Below are 19,447 nucleotides of genomic sequence, written 5' to 3' on the forward strand. Positions count from 1 at the left end.
GATTAAAACTGGACATTCAGACCGACGCTGAACGTACGCGGTCGGGGATACTGGAAGAACTCGATATTCTGAATCAATGGCCCGCCAAATGCCGTCAGGGCTTCCGGATCGTAGCCCGAATAGTCGGAGACCAGGAAGAAGTTCTGCGCACTGGCATACACCCGCAAACGCTGGAAATTGACCTTGCCGATTTTGGTGGGCAGCGAATACCCCAGCACCAGATTCTGCCCCCGAATGAACGAGCCGTCTTCCATCCACCAGTCGTCCATGGCGGTGTCATACCCGGCGTTGTAGTGGCGGATTTCGGCAATCATGCTGTTCTGGTTTTCCGGCGTCCAGGCCCCCAGAACCGTCCGCGAACTGCTGGCGATGGCCTGCCGGTCTTCCACCGAGTGCTTTGTGGCATTCACGGTGTTGACACCCATCACAAATCGGATGTCGAACGACAGGTCAAACTTGCCGAACTGGAACGTATTGCCCACGTTCAGGTTCCATTTGGGATAGGCCCGACCGATGATGGTTTCGTCCGAACCGTCGATTTTTCCGTCATTGTTCAGATCCGCCCATTTGATATCGCCCGGCAGGCGGTTGTATTTGGCCGCCAGATCGGCTTCCGAGGTGCTGAAGGTTCCCAGCCGTTTGCGCCCCCAGAACGACCCGATCGGTTGCCCGACCCGCAGGATGTTGGTTTGGCCGAGGAACCACGGTCCCGGAAAAATGTCGTCGTTGTTGGCCCCCAGTTTCAGGATTTTGTTTTTGTTGGTCGAAAACGCGAGGTTCGTCGTCCAGGAGAAATTGCTCGTAGCCACATTGCGGGTGTTGATCCCGATTTCCAGCCCTTTGTTTTCCACCGAACCGATGTTTTGCGTAATCACACTCAGACCCGTCGACCACGGAATCGGGGCATCCAGCAGCAGGTCTTTCGTGATTTTGTGGTAGTAATCCACCGTCAGATCGACGCGGTTGTTGAACAACCCGATGTCGGCCCCGATGTCCAGTTGGTTGGTATATTCCCAGCGCAGATCCGGGTTTCCGAACGAACTGCGCCAGATGCCAGTTTGCCGCACACCACCCAGCAACACATCGCCCGTGCCGAGGAACTGTTGCGACCGGTATTGCCCGATTTCCTGGTTACCGGTTTTTCCGTAGCTGGCGCGTAGTTTCAGGTTCGATAGCCACGAAACCGGCTTCAGAAACTCCTCCTGACTCACGTTCCAGGCAATGGCCGCCGAGGGGAAAAACGCATATTTGTTGTTGGCCCCAAACTTCGACGCTCCGTCGTAACGGCCGGTGACCGTAAACAGGTAGCGGTCTTTGAAATTGTAATTCAAACGCGCGAAGTAGGAGTTCAGCGACCACTCCTGATCTTCGGAAGACGGTTTTTGCAAGCTGGTTCCGACGCCAAGGTTGTGGTACCCCCAGAAATCGTCGATGAAATTCTGGGCTGCGGCAAAATACCGTTCCCAGGAGCGTTTCTGCCACGATAACCCCGCCAAGGCCGAAATGGTATGGTCGTTTCCGATGGTCTTGTTGTAGTTCAGGTAGTTTTCAAACTGCCAGTAGTACTCCTGATTGCTCCAGATGTCGGCGGTTCCTTTCTGATCGGCCGACAACGCGTTCAGGTCACGGCCCGAATAGAAGTTGTTTTTCTCAAACTTCAGTTCATACCCGAAATTGGTACGCAGCGTCAGGTCGGGCGTAAAGGTCAGCAACGAATAAATTTGCCCCAGCATCTGGTTTTTGGGGTTGATCCGCATGCGTTGATTCGCAATCCGTACCGGGTTTTCGCCCCCTTCCATACCCGGCCAGTCTTTGTTGCGCCCCCAACTTCCATCAGGATACTGGATCGGCAAAATGGGGACGGCTTCCATCACCATCCGCGGCACGTTCAACCCACCCGAGGCATCGTCGACTTCGCGCTGGTTGGTCCGGTTCAGGAACATGCTTCCGCCCAGTTTCAACCACTTCTTCACGTCAGTGTCCAGCGTAAACTTGGCCGAATACCGTTTGAACCAGGAGTTCAGCATCAAACCGCCCTGATCGGTGTAGCCCAATGCCAGGCTATACGACGTTTTTTCGCTCCCACCCCGAACGCCCAATTCGTGGTTTTGCGCCCAGGTCGGTTTGTAGATTTCCCGCTCCCAATCCGTGTTATACAGAGGTTTGCCGTTGCTGTCGAACAGATTCGGGAAGTTTTTCGGATCATTTCGCACGTATTTCCCGCTGGCAAACCCTTCAGGATCATACTTCTGGGCGTTATCATACGCTTTGTTGTAAACGGACATGAATTCGTCCGACGACAGCACGCCGATGTATTTAGCGGGTGTGATGTACGATCCCCAGGTATCATACGAAACCTGCGTCGCCCCGGATTTGCCCCGTTTGGTCGTAATGATAATGACCCCGTTGGCACCCCGCGCGCCGTAAATGGCCGTTGCCGACGCATCTTTCAAGACTTCCAGCGACTCGATGTCGTTGGGATTGATCAGGTTGGCGTTGGTTACGCCGATAATTCCGTCGACCACATACAGCGGTTCCAGACTCGAATTGATCGAACCGACCCCCCGAATCCGAACGCGTGGTTGATAACCGGGGGCCGACGACATCACGGCCACATCGACGCCCGGAATCCGGCCCTGCAAGGCCTGCCCGATGTTCGTGGCCTGGCGGTCGAGCAGTTTTTCGCCCTTGATAGCCCCTACAGAACCGGTCAGGTCACTTTTTTTGACCGTTCCATACCCAATGACCACCACTTCTTCCAGACTCCGGTCGTCCGATACCAGACTCACTTCCATCGTGCTCTGGTTGCCAACCGGCACTTCTTTTTTGCTGTACCCGATGGAACTGAAAACCAGCGTGGCGTTTCCGTCCGTCACATCGAGCTGAAAAGCCCCGTTGGCGTCGGTATTCGTTCCGCGGGTCGTGCCTTTTTCAACGACGTTGACCCCCGGCAAGGGTGTTCCGCTGGCTTCTTTCACCACCCCGCGTACCGAAAAAACCACCGCTTGTGGTTGACTGACCTCCGTTGTTTCTTCATTCGAGGTGGCTGCGGGTTCGGCTCCAGGCGTTTCTTTTTTAGACAATACAATCTGGTTATCAACCAGTTCGTAGGCAATTCCGAGGGGCATGAGCAATTTATCCAGCACCTCGGCCAGCCGGTCGTTGTGGGTTTGAAAGCTCACCCGCTGCTCCTGGATGATGCGGCTGCTGTACACAAATTTGATGTTGGCTTTCCGCTCAATCTGCATCAGGACCTCGCGCAAAGGTGCATTTTCGACTTTCAGGGCCACTTTCCGGCTGAGTTCGTCCTGGCCGGACCGATGACCGGCGAAGGTGGCCGATGACACGAAAACCACCAAAAGCAGGTGGAAGAACATCGACCGAAACGGCCATGCCCTGCCGCCTGGCGGGACGTAAAAAAGATTCTTCATAGTTTTACTAGTGAAACAGGTTTGGAATTAGGTTATCAGAAAAGCACATTAAGGACAGCCCGCGCCATCGAGCTCAATCGTCTGGCCATCGAGCGTATAGGTTGCATCGGTTGTTTTGCAGAGTACATTCAGGATGACGGGCAGGCGCATGTTCGAAAAGTCAGCCCGGAGTTTGCAGTGCTGAAGCGCCGGGTTGCGGAAATGAATCCGGACGCCGAACGATTCCTCAAGTGCATCGGCCACCTGCTGGAGTGACGCCCATTCGAAAGCAATCGTGGTGGGCTCCCACAGTTTCGGCTTGGCCGAGCGGGGCAAACCGGTTTTGGCAAGCGACTCGGCTTTGGGATTAAAAACCGCCTGCTGACGCGCCGTCAGCAAAACCGCCTTCTGGTTGGCGACACTCACGGCCACTTTTCCCGTCACGACCGACACCTCGAACCGGGGGCTGTTGCGATACGCCCGAACGTTGAAAGTCGTGCCCAGCACCTCCGTTTTGAGCTTCCCCGACTGAATGACAAACGGGCGGGTAGTGTCCCGGCGAACCTCAAAAAAAGCTTCGCCCTCCAACTGAACGGCCCGCAACGACGGCGCAAACGGCTTTGGATACCGCAATCGGGTGGCCGGGCTCAGCCAAACCACGCTCCCATCGGCTAGCTGGTGACGCTGAATGGTTCTGCCGGTATTTTCCAGCAACGCCATTTCCAGCCTTTGCGATTCGTCAGATGCAGGTTTTTCGCCGGTTTCGGAACGTTGAAACTGCCAGATTCCAACGGTTAACAGAAGCAGCGCAGCGGCAACGCCACTAAGCGCCCAGAAACCGTTTCGACCCCAAAGCAGCCTACGCACCGGTTTCGGGTCGGCTTCTTCAATTCGCCGACGGATTTGTTGCAGAATCTTGCGGGCGTAGTCAGGCTGCTGCGTTTGCGGGTGCTGCTGCGCCAGATCCGGCTGGTTTTCAAATGAGTCATACCATTGCTCGACCTGCCGGGCTTCGTCGGGCGAACAACGGCCGGCGAGGTATTTTTCCAGTAATTCGGGAGACGGGTAGCGGTTGTCCATTCTATCCAGGATACTAGATTAAGACGGTAAAATCCAATCCATTTCCCTTAAGACGAACAAGTGGGGGGAAAACCTTAGTCGGTTTTTAATTTTTTTGCAATTTTTAAAACGAGATCATTAGCGCCACCGCCACGGCGGAATAGTCTTTCAGCAACTCCCGTAGCGTGTGCTGGGCCTTGAGCAGATGGCTTTCCACGGTTTTGGGCGCAATCTGAAGCTCGTCGGCAATGTCGGCCACCGACCGCCCCTGCTGATGAAGAGCATATACCTGCCGGCATTTTTCCGGAAGCCGCCCGACGGTCGATTCGTAAGCCTGCTGCAAATCGGCGTAAAGAATGTGCTGTTCGGTAGCATTGACGGTTTGGCGATCCGGCTGGGCCAGCATCTCGGCCGCAAAACCATTCTGCCGGGCCTGCGCCCGAAACCAGTCGATCACGGCATGGCGGAGCAACGTTTGCAGGTAGCTTTCGGGGATTTTCAGATCCGGGAGCCGGTGGCGCTTCAGCCAGAGATTCACGAACAGTTCCTGCACAATCTCTTCCGTCGTTTCCCGATCCTGAAGGCGTTTGAAAGCCGTGTTGGATAGTTTCAGAAAGTAGCGGTTATAAATCGCTTCGAACGCCCGCGCATCGTCCTGTTTCATACGCTGAAATAGCCCGATATCCTCTTCATTCTGATCGCCCCTTTGCATCGTTGAGTCTTTCTTACCGCTTGGCGTGCTAGTAAATTTGATGCCAAAATATAATTTTTTTCAGTAATAAGCCTATCTCTTTACGAAGAAAACCCGGTATAATCAGACGAAAAGGAAAAGCATCGTCCCTAAATCAGGTGAGTATACGGTAGTTGATAATCCGGGGCTTTATTTCTACCTTACCCATTCCGATTCAACGGGAAACTGTCTATTCCAAACCTGCTGCTTGTTTATGCAAAGTCGTACCGGCGAAATTCAACATCCACGTCCTGCTTCCACACTCTACAGCGAAGACCTGGCCCCCATTCCGGTGGACAAACGCACCTGGACGACCTGGAATTACGCGGCACTGTGGATCAGCATGAGCTTATGCATTCCAACGTATATGCTCGCCAGTTCGCTCATCGAAGGCGGTATGAACTGGTGGCAGGCCATTCTGACCATTTTCCTGGGCAATACCATCGTGCTGGTTCCAATGGTATTAAACGGACACGCGGGCGCCAAATACGGCATTCCGTTCCCGGTGCTGGCCCGCGCCAGTTTCGGCACCAGCGGGGCCAACATCCCCGCCCTGCTCCGGGCCATCGTGGCCTGCGGCTGGTTTGGCATTCAAACCTGGATCGGCGGTTTTGCGCTCTACCAGATGTTCCGGCTCTGGATACCCACCCTGGAAACGCTGCCCCCGGTTTTCCCGGTCTCCTTCGGGCTGCAAACCGGCCCCGCGATCTGCTTCTTTCTGTTCTGGCTGCTCAATATGTACGTTATTTACCTCGGCGTCGAAAGCATCAAAAAGCTGCTCGTCTTCAAAGCGTTCTTTCTTCCCGTGGCTGCTTTGGCATTGCTGTTCTGGGCGATTTCGGCCGGAAACGGGTTGGGACCCATCCTGGAACAGCCGTCCAAATTTGCCAGTACTGCCGATTTCTTCGCCTTTTTCTTCCCGGCTTTAACCGGTATGGTCGGATTCTGGGCCACGCTGTCGCTGAATATTCCCGATTTTACCCGCTACGCCAAAAGCCAGCAGGCGCAGATCAAGGGCCAGATTATCGGACTGCCGCCGTCCATGACGCTGTTCTCGTTCATCGGCGTAGTGGTCACGTCGGCCACGACGATTATTTACGGCACCACGATCTGGGACCCGCTCGTGCTGGCCGGAAAATTCGAGAACAAACTCATCGTCAGTATGGCCATGATTGCGGTGGCGATTTCGACCCTGGCCACCAACATTGCCGCCAACATGGTGAGTCCCGCCAACGATTTTGCGAACCTGGCCCCCGCCAAAATCACCTTCCGAATGGGTGGTTATATCACCGGCGTCATCGGGATTCTGATATTTCCGTGGAAACTTATTGCCGATCCAAGCGGCTATATCTTTACCTGGCTGGTCGGTTATTCGAGTCTGCTTGGACCGGTTGGCGGCATCATGATTGCGGATTATTTCTTCGTTCGAAAACAGCAATTAATCACTTCCGAATTGTACAGCGCTACCGGTATTTACCGCTTTAAAAACGGTTTTAATCCGGCGGCTCTGGTGGCTTTACTGCTGGGAATTCTGCCCAACGTACCCGGTTTTCTGACCACGATCCAACTGATTCCGGCCGACAGCGTTCCGGCCTGGATTTCGCACCTCTACAATTACGCCTGGTTTGTCGGTTTTCTGGTCAGCGGCCTGGTTTATCTGGTCATGATGCGTTCGTACCAACCTCTTCCTTCTAACGACCTCCCGCATGTCGCTTTTGATTAAAAACGGACGGATTATCACGGCGACCGACGCATATGTCGCTGATATTCTAGTGGAAGGTGAAACCATTCGCGCCATCGGAAAGGACTTGTCGCTTCACGCCGACGAAACCATCGATGCCACCGGCCTGCTGGTTTTTCCCGGCGGCATCGACCCGCACGTCCACCTGGACATGCCGTTCATGGGCACGTTTTCGAGCGACACCCACGAAACCGGAACCCGGGCGGCACTCCACGGCGGCACCACGACCGTCATCGATTTTGTCCTCCAAAAACAGGGGCATTCCCTGAAAGACGCCCTGGCCGACTGGAATTCGAGGGCCGAAGGAACCGCCGTGGGCGACTACAGTTTCCACATGGCTGTCACCGATTTCAACGAAAACACCCGCGCCGAAATCCGGGAAATGATTGAACAGGAAGGCATTACTTCTTTCAAAACCTTCATGGCGTACAAAGGTGCGTTGATGATCGACGACCGGCAGATGGTGGCCCTAATGCAGGAAGTGAAAAAGCAGGGCGGGATGGTAACCGTTCACGCGACCAACGGCGACGTCATCGACTACCTCGTGGCCAAACATCGGGCAGAAGGCAAGCTGGCTCCGTTGTATCATTACCTTTCGCAGCCGGAAATGACCGAAGCCGAAGCCAGCGGCCGCTTCGCCGACATGGCCGACTACACCGGTTGCCCCGCCTACATCGTTCACCTGACCTGCGAGGGCGCGCTGAACGCCGTTCGGAATGCCACCCGCCGGAACCAGAAAGTGTTCGTGGAAACCTGTATTCAGTACCTGATTCTGGACGCATCACTCTACGAAAATGATTTTGAGGGCGCCAAGTGGGTGATGAGTCCGCCCCTGCGGGAGAAAAAAGACCAGACGACGCTCTGGGCCGGTATCAATCAGGGGCTGGTGCAGGTCGTGGCGACGGATCATTGCCCGTTTATGTGGGAACAGAAACTGATGGGCAAAGACGACTTTTCAAAAATCCCCAACGGCCATCCCGCCATCGAAAACCGGATGGAATTGCTCTACAGCGAGGGAGTTCATACCGGAAAAATTACGCTGAATAAATACGTTGAAGTGGCCTGCACCAATCCGGCCAAAATTTTCGGACTTTTTCCGAAAAAAGGCACGATTGCCGTTGGAAGTGACGCCGATCTGGTCCTTTTCGACCCTGCTGAAAAGCATGTGATTTCGGCAAAAACGCACCACATGAATGTCGATTATTCGGCGTATGAAGGCAGGGAAATAAACGGGAAAGTAAAAACCGTCCTGCTGCGCGGGACAGTTGCCATCGACAATGGAAACTGTCTCGTTGAAAAAGGATACGGAAAATTCATCAAACGAAATAAAGTCAGCGGAACGATTTAACCCACACCACTATGCCACGAATGATCCGATCGGGATTGATCCAGATGAGTCTGCCGCTGACGGAAGGCGAAGGCACGATTGCGGAAATTAAAGAAGCGATGGTGCGCAAGCACCTGCCGCTGATCGACGAAGCCGGGCAGAAGGGGGTCCAGATTCTGTGCCTTCAGGAAATCTTCAACACGCCCTATTTCTGTCCGGGACAGGACCGGGAATGGTATAAATCGGCGGAAACCATTCCGGGGCCGACCATCGACCACATGGCGGAGTACGCCAAAAAATACAGCATGGTGATGATCGTTCCCATTTTCGAGAAAGAGCAAGCCGGTGTCTTGTACAACACGGCGGCTGTGATCGACGCCGATGGAACATATCTGGGCAAATACCGCAAGAACCACATTCCGCATACCTCCGGTTTTTGGGAGAAATTCTTCTTCAAACCCGGTAATCTGGGCTATCCGGTTTTCCAGACCCGCTACGCAAAAGTGGGCGTTTACATCTGCTACGACCGTCACTTCCCCGACGGTGCCCGATGCCTGGGATTAAATGGCGCAGAAATTGTATATAATCCTTCGGCAACGGTGGCCGGTTTGTCGCAATATCTCTGGAAGCTCGAACAACCCGCCCACGCAGCCGCCAACGGCTATTTCATGGGCTGCATCAACCGGGTGGGCGAAGAAAAACCCTGGAACCTCGGCCGATTTTACGGCTCATCGTATTTCGTCGATCCGCGCGGGCAAATCTTCGCGACGGCTTCGGAAGACCGGGACGAACTGCTGATTGCTGATTTTGACCTCGATCTGATTGAAGAAGTCCGCAGCGTCTGGCAGTTCTTCCGCGACCGACGACCCGAAACATACACCAAATTGGTTGAACCCTAATTAGTTAAGAGTTATGAGTTAAGAATTAAGACGATACAGCATCGGCCGCTGGCGGTTGCGTTGCCTCTTTAATTTTCAACTCTTAATTCTTAACTCATAACTCTTAATTATGGCTCTTGTCAATAATCGCTTAACGGCAGAACAGTACGGGGAGAATTTCAGTGACATTCATCCACCGTTCGAAACACGCGATGCGGCTTTGGTAGAAGCCAACCGCTGCCTGTTTTGTTACGATGCGCCCTGCATTAAAAGCTGTCCGACAAGTATCGATATTCCGAAATTTATCCGGCAGATTACGACCGATAATCCCAAGGGATCGGCTTATACCATTCTCAGCGCCAACATTCTGGGTGGCGGCTGCTCGAAAGTCTGCCCGGTGGAGAAGTTATGTGAGGGATCGTGTGTCTATAACCTAATGGACGAACCACCGATTCCGATTGCCAAACTCCAGCGGTTTTCCACCGAAAAAGCCATTGCGGAAAAGTGGCCGCTGTTTCAGCGAAAACCGTCTACAACCAAGCGGGTCGCCGTGGTCGGTGCAGGCCCGGCGGGTTTGAGTTGCGCCCACGTACTGAGTCGCGAAGGCATCGACGTGACGGTTTTCGAAAAAGAAAGCAAAGGCGGGGGACTGATGACGTATGGCATTGCGGCTTATAAAGTAACCCCCCAGTTCTGCGAGGATGAGGTCAATTTCATCACGTCCCTGGGCGGAATTGCGATTAACTACAATCAAGAACTGGGCAAAACCGTCTCGCTGGCCGACTTGCAGCAAACCTACGATGCCGTTTATCTGGGCGTCGGCGTCGGACTCGCCCGGCAACTGGACATTCCCGGCGAAAATCTCAACGGCGTCGAAGATGCGATCCGGTTTATTTACGACATCCGAACCAAGGGTTATCCAGCCATACCGGTGGGTGATAAAGTCGCCGTAATTGGACTGGGCATGACGGCCATCGATGCCGCAACGCAAGCCAAACGACTGGGAGCCAGCGAAGTAACCATCGTCTACCGCCGAACGCAGGCCGAAATGCCCTGCACGGAAACCGAACTGAATATTGCCAAACTGGATGGCTGTCGGATCATGTGGCTGGCCGCTCCGCAGGAAATCATCGGCGAAAACGGGCAGGTTACGCAACTGATTTGCAGTCTGATGCAACTGGGTGAACCCGACGCCAGCGGCCGCTGGTCGCCCGTAGAAACCGGTGAAACGATGACGCTGGACGTCGATATGGTGATCAAAGCTGCCGGACAAATGCCGTTTGAAGCCCTGGTCAGCGAGAATCATCTGGAGAACCGGAAAGGCAAAATCAGCATCAATGACGCGTGTGCCACCAACCTTCGGGGCGTTTTTGCGGGTGGTGACTGCGTAAATGGCGGCAAAGAAGTCGTCGACGCGGTTCAGGCCGGAAAAGACGGGGCCAAAGCGATTCTGAAATTTTTAAAATAGTTTACGGTTTTCATGGGTAAATGGCTAAAAATGAAAACCGTAAACGACAAACTATAAACCAACTATGGCGGATTTATCGGCAAATTTCCTCGGCATCAAATCGCCCAATCCGTACTGGCTGGCGAGCGCTCCACCGACAGACAAAAAATACAACGTACTGCGGGCGTTTGAAGCCGGCTGGGGTGGCGTGGTGTGGAAAACATTGGGAAGCCAGATCAAAAACGTGTCGTCACGCTATTCTTCCGTCGATTACAACGGCAGCCGGATGATGGGTTTCAACAACATCGAACTGATTTCGGACCGGCCGCTGGCCATCAACCTCCGCGAAATTGCGGAGTGCGTGCGCCTGTTTCCCGACCGCGCGATGGTGGTTTCACTCATGGCCGACAACAGCCGGGAAAAATGGCACGAGTTGATTGGGCAGGTAGAAGATACGGGTGCGCATGGCCTGGAGCTCAATTTTGGCTGTCCGCACGGCATGAACGAACGCGGCATGGGCGCGGCTGTTGGTCAGGACCCCGAAATTGCCCGGATGGTGGTGGAATGGGTGATGGAAAAAGCCACAATTCCGGTGATTACCAAACTGACACCGAATGTCCATTCGGTGGTGCCATCGGGCCGGGCGTCGGTGGAGGGCGGCACGAACGGGCTTTCGCTGATCAACACGATTCAATCGATCACCGGCGTCGATCTCGACACGCTGGTGCCCAATCCGTACGTTGCGGGGCAATCCGTTTTTGGCGGCTATTGCGGTCCGGCGATCAAACCGATTGCGTTGAAGATGCTCACCACCATCAGCCAGGACCCCATTACGTCGCGGGTGCCGGTTTCGGGCATTGGCGGCATCAGCACCTGGAAAGATGCTGCCGAGTTTCTGTTGCTGGGTGCTACCACGGTGCAGGTCTGCACGGCGGTGATGAAACACGGTTTTCGGATTATCGAAGACCTGTGCGAAGGGCTTAGCAACTGGATGGACGAAAAAGGCTTCAAAACTTTGAATGACTTTATTGGCAAATCCGTGCCCACCATTACACACTGGGAAGATCTCGACATCAACTACCACATCGTCGCTAAAATCAACCCCGATAAGTGCATCCACTGCGGGCTGTGTTACATCGCCTGCGAGGACACGTCCCACCAGTCGATCAAGCTGGCGTATGGAAAACCGTATAACACGTATTCCGTCATTGAGGAGGAATGCGTTGGCTGCAACCTGTGCAAACTGGTTTGCCCCGTCGACGATTGCATCACGATGGTAGAGCAGCGGAAGGGAGAGGAATACGTCAACTGGAAAGAATTTCAACGGCGCGGCCTCCCGCTGAACGATCATTGAGGACTAAAAAGGAAAATATTTTGCCAAAAAATAATCCAATAGCTGTCGCAATAAACCCCTTAGAACCGCCCTGGACACTTTTTTTTCACACTTTGCATATTTTTTTACCTTCAGAGTGAAAACTACCGGGAAGAAACCGTTACTTTACAACTCAATTTTTATTCTTGAAAATCATGCCAACGGGTACAGTTAAGTTTTTTAATGAGAACAAAGGATTCGGGTTTATTGTACCTGATGACTCAAGTGGAGACATTTTCGTTCACGTGTCTGCCTGCCAGGACCAACTGCGGGAGCAAGACAAAGTCACTTACGAAGTAGAGCGCGGCCCGAAAGGGTTGAATGCAACGAACGTTAAGCGGGCCCGGTAACCAACGGCCGGTTAGCTTTCAGGGATTATATTTTTAAAGGCTAACCGGCTTTCTCTCCTTCTTTCCAGCAAAGTGGCACGCAAGCATTCATTGCTTTCATATTCTCTTGTGTCCACTCCCACCAAAATCATTTAGCGGTTTTTAGACCTTATCAGCGTAGTTTTTGCGTTGGTCGAATTGGCATGTCCACTCTTTTCCCTTTCGGATCAAATGTGCGGGGCGACAATACGATTCATAGATCATGATCATAAACGACAATCGGGGTAACCACCCAATGGATGATTACCCCGATTGCCGTAACGATTCAATTCGTCGCTTTACGCCGTCGTCCGGCTCATCTTCGACTTGATGAATTGGAAAATAATCGGAGCGATCGACAAGCCGATGATGCCAAAAATGACCAGTTCGAAGTTATTTTTTATGAAGGGCAGATTCCCGAAAAGATACCCGAGCATACTCACGCCCACAACCCACAGAATGGCACCAGCTACACAATAGCCGATGTATTTGCCGTAATCCATGCTTCCCGCACCGGCTACGAATGGCGCGATCGTGCGAACGATGGGAATAAACCGGGCCATAATGACGGTTTTGCCGCCGTGTTTGTGGTAAAAATTCTCCGTTTCGGTAATGTATTCCCGCTTGAAAAAGAGGATTCGCTCCCGCATTTTAATCTGATTACCAAGGAATTTACCGACGAAATAATTGACATTGTCACCCAGCAAGGCCGCCACAATCAGCAACGGAATCATGATTTTCATATCCAGCGAACCGGTCGAAGCCGCGAGGGCTCCGGCGGCAAACAGCAGCGAGTCGCCCGGCAGCAGCGGCATGACGATCAGTCCGGTTTCCACGAAAATGATAAGAAACAGAATGGCATAGGTCAACGTGCCGTACTCATTGATGATGTCGGCCAGGTGTTTGTCCAAATGCAAAAAGAAGTCGAGAACCGACTGAAGGAATTCCATAGGTGTGATTTCTTGGTTGATTAATGCGACGGTTCCTGGCCGGTCTTCAGCCCGAGTCCGTTCAAAAAATGAGAAAAGGTATCCCCACGAAGACCTAACCGAATGGTTTCCAGCGGAATGGCTTCATTGGGCGAGATATTGCCGAGATTGACATTGGCACCCAGCAGCTTCACAAACCACACTTGCTGTTCTTTCTGCGGGGCTTCCCAGATGATTCGGTCGGAGGGAATCTGCGTCAGGATTTCTTCCACCAGCCCCTGGCGAACCTCACCGCTGGCCCGGAACAGACCGACGGTGCCGCCTTCGCGGGCTTCACCAATTACTTTCCAGGCACCTGCTTCCAGTTCAGCCCGCATCAACTGAATCCATTTGTAGGGCGGGATGATCTTGGCTTCGTCTTTTGAGCCTACTTCCGACAAAACCGTTACCTGGGTGGCCAACTGACGAATGTACTCACATTTGTCGTCCTGATTCATCTCGATGGAACCATCCGATACTTCGGCATACTGTAAATCGAAGGTATCGAGCAATCGTCGGTAGTCGTCGAACTGGTTCCGGATCACGAAAGCTTCAAACAGCGTTCCGCCAAAATAGGCCGGGATGCCGGCATCTTTATAAACCTGCAGTTTCTCTTTCAGATTGGGCGTTACGAATGACGTGGCCCAGCCTAACTTTACAATGTCGACGTGGGCGGCCGATGTGGATAAAAAATCTTCGACCTGTCTGATACTAAGCCCCTTGTCCATAACCATCGTCAGGCCGTCCTGCCGGGGTTTTACGGTCCGTTCCGGAATGTGGGAAAGCGTATAATTCATTTTGAGGGGAAAAGCGTGTTAGCGCAAAAAACGCCCAAAAGTAACACAAGTCCAGCTACCTCCCAAGAAAATCCACGGAATATAGTTCATTAAACCGTTTTCTACTTGGTTAAATGCTATTTTTGTAAAAATAGTCCCGCTTATGTCTACTCCCGAAACCAACCCCCGGCTGCAATTCTTCCGCTCCATGATCGGCCAGGCTATGGCTCAGAGCCCCTCGCCCCTCGGTCGCTGGCTGAATGGTACGCTGCTGGCGGCCGAAGAAGGATCGCTAACAGTCGAATATGAAGTCCGGGAGGACATGACCAATCCGATGCGGATTCTGCACGGTGGAGCCGCTTCGGCCATCATCGACGAACTGATTGGCACGACGGTTTACGCCCTGGGCCGGGAACATCTGTATACGTCGGTGAATCTGAACGTCGATTTTCTGCACAGCGCCCGGCTGGGCGAAACCGTCACGGCCCGGACTCAGGTGGTGCGGGCGGGTAGAAACATCGTGCATGCCGAATGCCAGATCACGGCGGCTGATGGCAAAATCATCGCCAAAGCATCTTCGAATTTGATTCAGACCTCCGTAAAGCATTAAACTTCGATATTCAGTATTCGATATTCAATATTCGATGTTCAGTATTCGGTAGTAAGATTCTTGTAATAATGGATCATGAACATCGAATAACGAACACCGAATAATGAATACCGAGCAACAAACATCGAATAACGAGCAACAAACACCGAATAATGAAGTGAAAACCGCCTAAACAATCGCGGTTTCTTTTACTGCTTTTCCTTCCAGTACGGTTTTGCGGTTTTTCAGCATGGAACCATAAATTGCCAGTGTACCGATTCCGGTCAATAGCCAGAACAAATCCGTCGCCAGGACATACCGACTGGTCGCCGGATTCCACAACCAGTCACCGGTTTGAATACCGTTGATGATTGGAACCAGAACCGATAATAAACCGCCCAGCAACAGAAAGAGACGGGTTTGCCGGGCTTCGGTTTTCAGGAATAATCCGATGACCGTAAACCCCAGCCACGACAGAAAGAAAACCGCATTGACCTGAAAGGCATGCGATGCAACCTGCGCAGGAATCGCCAATTCGGCCATGAACAAAACCGGCACTGCCGGAAACAAACCGAAGCAAATAGCCAGATAAATCATCGTTACCCGGTGATGAAACCGCTTTTGCGCTTCCGTGTAGCCTTTTTTATTCCGGGCCTCCTTCCACAACAAAACACCACTGATGATTACGAAACAGGTGAAAAGCGTCAGCACAAAGTAAATTCCTTTCAGCAAAAGCCCGCCAAATTGGGCAAAATGCACGCGGGCAATGCCGTCGACCACCGACTCAACGTACTTCTTCCGACCGGGAATCACCTCAACGGCCTTTTTACCATCTTTCATGAAAATGGAAACAATGCCATCACCGGTAAATGATTTCTTATCGACAATCCGGGCGGACAGCAACGCATCTTCGCGCGTCAGATTTTCCACCGTAAAATAATGAACTTCATACCCCGGATAATCTGTTTTGATGCGGTTTAAAACAGATTCTATGGATGCATTTCCGGTAGTAACGGCTGCATTCTCATTCAGTTTAACGGCTTCGTTGGGTCGGATCAGCGCAAAAATTTTCTGCTGATCACCGCCATACAACACCATTACGGCGGGCAGCAGAATCAGCAGCGTGAGCAGATAAAACGCGCCCGTAACGGCGTACATCATCTGAAACGGCAAGCCGATCAAACCAAAAACGGTGTGGGCGTTGGTCCAGAGTTGTTTCCGGGTGCCTTTCAGCGAAAAACCGTAAAACTTGGTCAGCATATTCCGCCAATGAACCAGCACACCGGTCACGACGGCAAACAGAAAAAACAAGGACACAAAGCCTGCAATCCACCGGCCGACATACGGCAATTGATCCAGAAAATGCAATCGGAAAAGGGTTTCCCCCACGGTAGACTCGTGCCATTCGTGATCTTCAACGGTTTTGGTGAGGGGATTATACCGAAATCCTTCATATTCCGGTTTTCCGTTGGATTTGGCCACCATCCCATACACACTGATCAGCGGATTTTCTTCGGTGGGCGGAACCATCCGAATTTCCTTATCGACCAGAAAAGCCGGGTCGAGGATTTTTATTTTCCGGATTATCTCCTGATAATCAATGTGATTTACAACCCTGATACGGGAAGACGGGTTTTCCCACTGGTAAAATTCTTCCCGAAAAAGGGTAAAAGCCCCCGCAAAGAAGATGATGTACAACGCCACGCTGATCACGATGCCCGATACCGTGTGGGTATGGAACATGATGTGGTAAGCCCGGTTTCCTAAGCCTTTGAGTTTCATGGTTTATCGGGCGAAATAGATGATTCCTGAAAATACGACGCTGCTCAATAGATAAATCCCCCAGATTTTCCAGCCGTTGCGGGCCAGAAATGCCAGAATCATCAGCGCAACCCAACACAAAAAAAACGTGAAGGTGGCCGACAGCAGAATTTGCTCGCGGAAAGGGGTGATAACCGCCAGCAGCAGGTGCAGGCAGGTGGTCAGAACAAAACCGCCCAGAATCCCGGCGGAAATTTTCAGCGACCGCTGGCCGGGGGTGGTCAGGTATTCTTTTTTAGCCGGCATCAGGATACAAGGTCAATAAGCGCCAAACCGTGGGTCAGAATCACCAGGCCGTAGAAATACCACTTCCCCAAAATGGCGGCAAACTGGATCAGCATCAGTGCGACCGTCACGGCACACAAGGCCAGAAGCATACCGCTCGCCCAGCCTTCGCTGCTCACGTAGAGCGCGGTGCCGGTGGCAAACAAAGCGAGTCCCAGCCAGGACGACCACGAGGCCGGGAACTTGTAAATCCCGGCGGGGAAATATTTCGACTTGCAATAGTACAAATATACCCCGAATACGAAGAGGTAAAAAATTGCCATTTAACTTTTTTTGACAAAATTATATTTATTTAGATTAAATACAAATAGATTTGTTGCCGAAATAAAATCATTAATAACCAATGAATTTGAGAACATTTATACGCTTAACCTTGCTCTCTGTTACAGCAAATTTCGCGCTGGCGCAGCAGCATATGTTGCGAGGGACAATCCACGACGAGGCTGGCCATCCTTTACCGTCCGTAACGGTTTACCTGAAAAATACTAAATACACAACGCTGAGTGATGGAGCAGGAACGTTTCAGATCACCAATGTTACCGGTGGAAAACACACGCTGGTCATCAGCTCTCTGGGCTTTGCTACCATCGAGAAAGAAATTGATTTACGGACGAATACGACGCTGGAAACCATTGTGCTGATCAACACGGCGAAGGAATTGGCCGAGGTGTCGGTGAAGGCCGAAAAGCAGACCAAGGTTCAGGAAACCAAACCCATTACCATCAGCAGCATCCAGATCAAAGACGTGGTCGCGCAGAATGTTCTGCTCACCGACGTGGTGGATCGTTTGTCGGGCGTGCGCATCCGGCGGTCGAGTTCGCTGGGCGACGGTTCTGATATTTCCATCAACGGGATTCGTGGAACCGCCATTCGCGTGTATATCGACGGTTTGCCGATGGAATTTATCTATCCCCGCTTCGATATTTCAACGCTGCCCATCGGACAGGTCAAACGGGTCGATGTGTATAAAGGCGTGCTGCCCGTCGATGTGGGCACGGATGCCATGGGCGGGGGAATCAATCTGATTACGGAGCAGAAAATGCACAATTCGCTGCGGGCGTCGTACAACGTCGGCTCGTTCAACACCCACCTCGCCGATTTCTCCCTGAGCCTGGCCCATTCGAAGAATTTCTTCGTCACGGTTTCGGGGGCGTATAATTATTCCGATAACGATTACAGGATGAATGCGCTGGTTTTTGAGAAAAACAAGGTGGAGCAGGTCCGGCGGTTTCACGACCAATACCGGATGGCTTTTGGCGGCATTACCGTGGGGACGCATAGCAAACCGTGGGCGGATGAGTTGAAAGTATCACTGAATTTGTCGGGTGGTTACAAACAACTCATGAACGGTGCCCGCGTTACCAACACGGCTTTTGGCGAAGCAGTTTATCACGCCAACAACCTGTCGGCGATCCTGAACTATACCAAATCCTTTCTGAACGAAAAAGTCCACTTCAGTACCATCGGCAATTACAGCCGTGAACACATCAACTACGTCGATACAACGCGAAACGTCTATAGCTGGAGCGGGGCGATTGTGGGTCGGAGGAGTTCGCCGGGAGAATACACCAACACCCATTCCGACACCTATACGGACAGTTGGGTAAACCGCAGTACGCTGACGGTGGCACTGGCTGCCAAACACAAGTTGCTGTTGTCCAACCTCTACGCCAGACAAACGATTCTGGGTAAAAATTACCTGCTTGACCCGGCGCGGGATTACCTGCGAATTCCGCAGGATTTGACCAAAAACATTGCGGGTTTGCAGTATGAAACTTTTTTCTTCAACAGGTTCACGTTCACCGCAGCCGCCAAACGATTTGATTTCAACCTGAACGGCGCGGAAAATTTCACCCTCCAGTTGATCCGGAAAAAGAACGGATTCTGGGGCTGGAATACGGGTCTGAAATACGACCTGAGTCCGGGACTTTTTGCGCGGGCGTCGTTCGAAAAAGGGTATCTGATCCCGCAGTTTTACCAGTTTGTGGGCAACGGTGCCGACGTGCTGCGCAACACCGATCTGCGGCCCGAAAGCAGCGACAACCTGAATCTGGGCGTTACGGTGGATCGTCCGGTTTCTCCAACGTTCCGGATTGCGAGCGCGGTGAATGGTTTTTATCGCAAACAGCACGATGTGATTTTTCTGGGAAACACGATTTTTACCCGCTACGAAAATGCCGATGAAGTCCGCACGCTGGGCGTTGAAGGCGACGTGTTGCTAACCTATAAAACCGCCTTTTCGCTCAAAACGAACGCGACGTTTATGCGGAAAACCTTCGCCAAAATCGAAGCACCGGAAAATCAGTTTCTGGTCGGAGCGGCTTTTCCCAACAACCCCAATTTTTTCGCCAATACCGAGTTTTCGTGGCAGAAAGGCAAGCTGTTCAGCGAAAATGACCACTTCAGGGCCTACGTTTTTTACAATTACATCGCCACGTTCAACTACATCCAGGTCGGCAAAGACAACAGCCCCAGCAAAACACCAACGGCGTATGTACCCACGCAGAACCGGGTCGATGCCGGCGTCTCCTACAAGCTCAACAAGCAGGGCCTGACGACCTCGGTCAACGTCCTGAATATTTTCAATGCCGAGTTATTCGACAACTTTCTGGTACCCCGGGCGGGTACGAGCTTCAATGTCAAGATCATTTATGAAATCGCTAATTTTTAAATAAC

16 protein-coding genes are annotated in these 19,447 nt (G+C 52.3%); 8 read left to right on the plus strand and 8 right to left on the minus strand.

Annotation, left to right across the window (positions count from 1 at the left end; translation table 11 throughout):
• Window positions 1-2: 2 nt before the first annotated feature.
• The 3 genes from FH871_RS26170 to FH871_RS26180 form a co-directional block, all read right to left on the minus strand.
• Window positions 3-3,431, minus strand: a complete 3,429-nt coding sequence (locus FH871_RS26170; RefSeq protein WP_229317588.1) for a SusC/RagA family TonB-linked outer membrane protein — start codon at window positions 3,429-3,431, stop codon at window positions 3-5.
• 48 nt (window positions 3,432-3,479) lie between these two features.
• Window positions 3,480-4,490, minus strand: coding sequence for a FecR family protein (locus tag FH871_RS26175; RefSeq protein WP_138994376.1), 1,011 nt, complete (start codon window positions 4,488-4,490; stop codon window positions 3,480-3,482).
• A 103-nt stretch (window positions 4,491-4,593) separates the two neighbouring features.
• Window positions 4,594-5,133 carry a sigma-70 family RNA polymerase sigma factor gene (locus FH871_RS26180; protein WP_171062955.1) on the minus strand — a complete coding sequence of 180 codons (540 nt, stop codon included), beginning with the start codon at window positions 5,131-5,133 and terminating at the stop codon, window positions 4,594-4,596.
• 280 nt (window positions 5,134-5,413) lie between these two features.
• Here FH871_RS26180 and FH871_RS26185 point away from each other — a divergent pair, with 280 nt between their 5' ends.
• From FH871_RS26185 to FH871_RS26210, 6 genes are all read left to right on the plus strand, one after another.
• Window positions 5,414-6,922 carry an NCS1 family nucleobase:cation symporter-1 gene (locus FH871_RS26185; RefSeq protein ID WP_138994378.1) on the plus strand — a complete coding sequence of 503 codons (1,509 nt, stop codon included), beginning with the start codon at window positions 5,414-5,416 and terminating at the stop codon, window positions 6,920-6,922.
• Window positions 6,906-8,288, plus strand: coding sequence for a dihydropyrimidinase (gene hydA / locus FH871_RS26190; RefSeq protein WP_138994379.1), 1,383 nt, complete (start codon window positions 6,906-6,908; stop codon window positions 8,286-8,288). Before FH871_RS26185 ends, hydA begins: the two co-directional genes overlap by 17 nt.
• A gap of 11 nt (window positions 8,289-8,299) precedes the next feature.
• Window positions 8,300-9,166: a nitrilase-related carbon-nitrogen hydrolase gene (locus tag FH871_RS26195; RefSeq protein WP_171062956.1), complete on the plus strand. Its 867-nt coding sequence runs from the start codon at window positions 8,300-8,302 to the stop codon at window positions 9,164-9,166.
• Between the two features lie 109 nt (window positions 9,167-9,275).
• Window positions 9,276-10,613 (plus strand): NAD(P)-dependent oxidoreductase, encoded by a 1,338-nt coding sequence (locus tag FH871_RS26200; protein WP_138994380.1) that lies wholly within the window; start codon window positions 9,276-9,278, stop codon window positions 10,611-10,613.
• Between the two features lie 64 nt (window positions 10,614-10,677).
• Complete coding sequence (gene preA, locus FH871_RS26205; RefSeq protein ID WP_138994381.1) at window positions 10,678-11,946, plus strand: NAD-dependent dihydropyrimidine dehydrogenase subunit PreA; 1,269 nt, start codon at window positions 10,678-10,680, stop codon at window positions 11,944-11,946.
• A 173-nt stretch (window positions 11,947-12,119) separates the two neighbouring features.
• Window positions 12,120-12,314, plus strand: a complete 195-nt coding sequence (locus tag FH871_RS26210; protein WP_114406921.1) for a cold-shock protein — start codon at window positions 12,120-12,122, stop codon at window positions 12,312-12,314.
• Window positions 12,315-12,631: 317 nt separating this feature from the next.
• Here the strand turns inward: FH871_RS26210 and FH871_RS26215 are convergent, their stop codons facing one another.
• Both FH871_RS26215 and FH871_RS26220 read right to left on the minus strand, forming a co-directional pair.
• Window positions 12,632-13,282 (minus strand): DedA family protein, encoded by a 651-nt coding sequence (locus FH871_RS26215; RefSeq protein WP_138994382.1) that lies wholly within the window; start codon window positions 13,280-13,282, stop codon window positions 12,632-12,634.
• Between the two features lie 20 nt (window positions 13,283-13,302).
• On the minus strand, window positions 13,303-14,097 hold the full coding sequence (locus FH871_RS26220) for a phosphosulfolactate synthase (protein WP_138994383.1): 795 nt from the start codon (window positions 14,095-14,097) through the stop codon (window positions 13,303-13,305).
• Between the two features lie 142 nt (window positions 14,098-14,239).
• On the opposite strand from FH871_RS26220, the gene FH871_RS26225 reads away from it, so the two are divergent.
• Window positions 14,240-14,686 (plus strand): PaaI family thioesterase, encoded by a 447-nt coding sequence (locus tag FH871_RS26225; protein WP_138994384.1) that lies wholly within the window; start codon window positions 14,240-14,242, stop codon window positions 14,684-14,686.
• A gap of 168 nt (window positions 14,687-14,854) precedes the next feature.
• Here the strand turns inward: FH871_RS26225 and FH871_RS26230 are convergent, their stop codons facing one another.
• From FH871_RS26230 to FH871_RS26240, 3 genes are read right to left on the minus strand one after another with little or no spacing between them, the layout of a single operon-like run.
• Window positions 14,855-16,447 (minus strand): PepSY domain-containing protein, encoded by a 1,593-nt coding sequence (locus FH871_RS26230; protein WP_138994385.1) that lies wholly within the window; start codon window positions 16,445-16,447, stop codon window positions 14,855-14,857.
• A 3-nt stretch (window positions 16,448-16,450) separates the two neighbouring features.
• Window positions 16,451-16,732, minus strand: coding sequence for a hypothetical protein (locus tag FH871_RS26235; protein WP_138994386.1), 282 nt, complete (start codon window positions 16,730-16,732; stop codon window positions 16,451-16,453).
• Window positions 16,732-17,034 carry a hypothetical protein gene (locus tag FH871_RS26240; protein ID WP_138994387.1) on the minus strand — a complete coding sequence of 101 codons (303 nt, stop codon included), beginning with the start codon at window positions 17,032-17,034 and terminating at the stop codon, window positions 16,732-16,734. The genes FH871_RS26235 and FH871_RS26240 overlap by 1 nt, the downstream gene beginning before the upstream one ends.
• Window positions 17,035-17,144: 110 nt before the next feature.
• On the opposite strand from FH871_RS26240, the gene FH871_RS26245 reads away from it, so the two are divergent.
• Complete coding sequence (locus FH871_RS26245; protein ID WP_171062957.1) at window positions 17,145-19,442, plus strand: TonB-dependent receptor; 2,298 nt, start codon at window positions 17,145-17,147, stop codon at window positions 19,440-19,442.
• Window positions 19,443-19,447: the final 5 nt, after the last annotated feature.

This window comes from Larkinella sp. C7, assembly GCF_006149005.1.
In the GTDB taxonomy this organism is placed as follows: Bacteria; Bacteroidota; Bacteroidia; order Cytophagales; family Spirosomataceae; genus Larkinella.

Bases quoted from the DNA above. Each gene is read 5' to 3' on its own strand.
- FH871_RS26215 (WP_138994382.1), bottom strand. From the start codon at position 13,282: ATGGAATTCCTTCAGTCGGTTCTCGACTTCTTTTTGCATTTGGACAAA.
- FH871_RS26170 (WP_229317588.1), bottom strand. From the start codon at position 3,431: ATGAAGAATCTTTTTTACGTCCCGCCAGGCGGCAGGGCATGGCCGTTT.
- FH871_RS26185 (WP_138994378.1), top strand. From the start codon at position 5,414: ATGCAAAGTCGTACCGGCGAAATTCAACATCCACGTCCTGCTTCCACA.
- FH871_RS26230 (WP_138994385.1), bottom strand. From the start codon at position 16,447: ATGAAACTCAAAGGCTTAGGAAACCGGGCTTACCACATCATGTTCCAT.
- FH871_RS26200 (WP_138994380.1), top strand. From the start codon at position 9,276: ATGGCTCTTGTCAATAATCGCTTAACGGCAGAACAGTACGGGGAGAAT.
- FH871_RS26220 (WP_138994383.1), bottom strand. From the start codon at position 14,097: ATGAATTATACGCTTTCCCACATTCCGGAACGGACCGTAAAACCCCGG.
- hydA (WP_138994379.1), top strand. From the start codon at position 6,906: ATGTCGCTTTTGATTAAAAACGGACGGATTATCACGGCGACCGACGCA.
- FH871_RS26240 (WP_138994387.1), bottom strand. From the start codon at position 17,034: ATGGCAATTTTTTACCTCTTCGTATTCGGGGTATATTTGTACTATTGC.
- FH871_RS26225 (WP_138994384.1), top strand. From the start codon at position 14,240: ATGTCTACTCCCGAAACCAACCCCCGGCTGCAATTCTTCCGCTCCATG.
- preA (WP_138994381.1), top strand. From the start codon at position 10,678: ATGGCGGATTTATCGGCAAATTTCCTCGGCATCAAATCGCCCAATCCG.
- FH871_RS26195 (WP_171062956.1), top strand. From the start codon at position 8,300: ATGCCACGAATGATCCGATCGGGATTGATCCAGATGAGTCTGCCGCTG.
- FH871_RS26175 (WP_138994376.1), bottom strand. From the start codon at position 4,490: ATGGACAACCGCTACCCGTCTCCCGAATTACTGGAAAAATACCTCGCC.
- FH871_RS26180 (WP_171062955.1), bottom strand. From the start codon at position 5,133: ATGAAACAGGACGATGCGCGGGCGTTCGAAGCGATTTATAACCGCTAC.
- FH871_RS26235 (WP_138994386.1), bottom strand. From the start codon at position 16,732: ATGCCGGCTAAAAAAGAATACCTGACCACCCCCGGCCAGCGGTCGCTG.
- FH871_RS26210 (WP_114406921.1), top strand. From the start codon at position 12,120: ATGCCAACGGGTACAGTTAAGTTTTTTAATGAGAACAAAGGATTCGGG.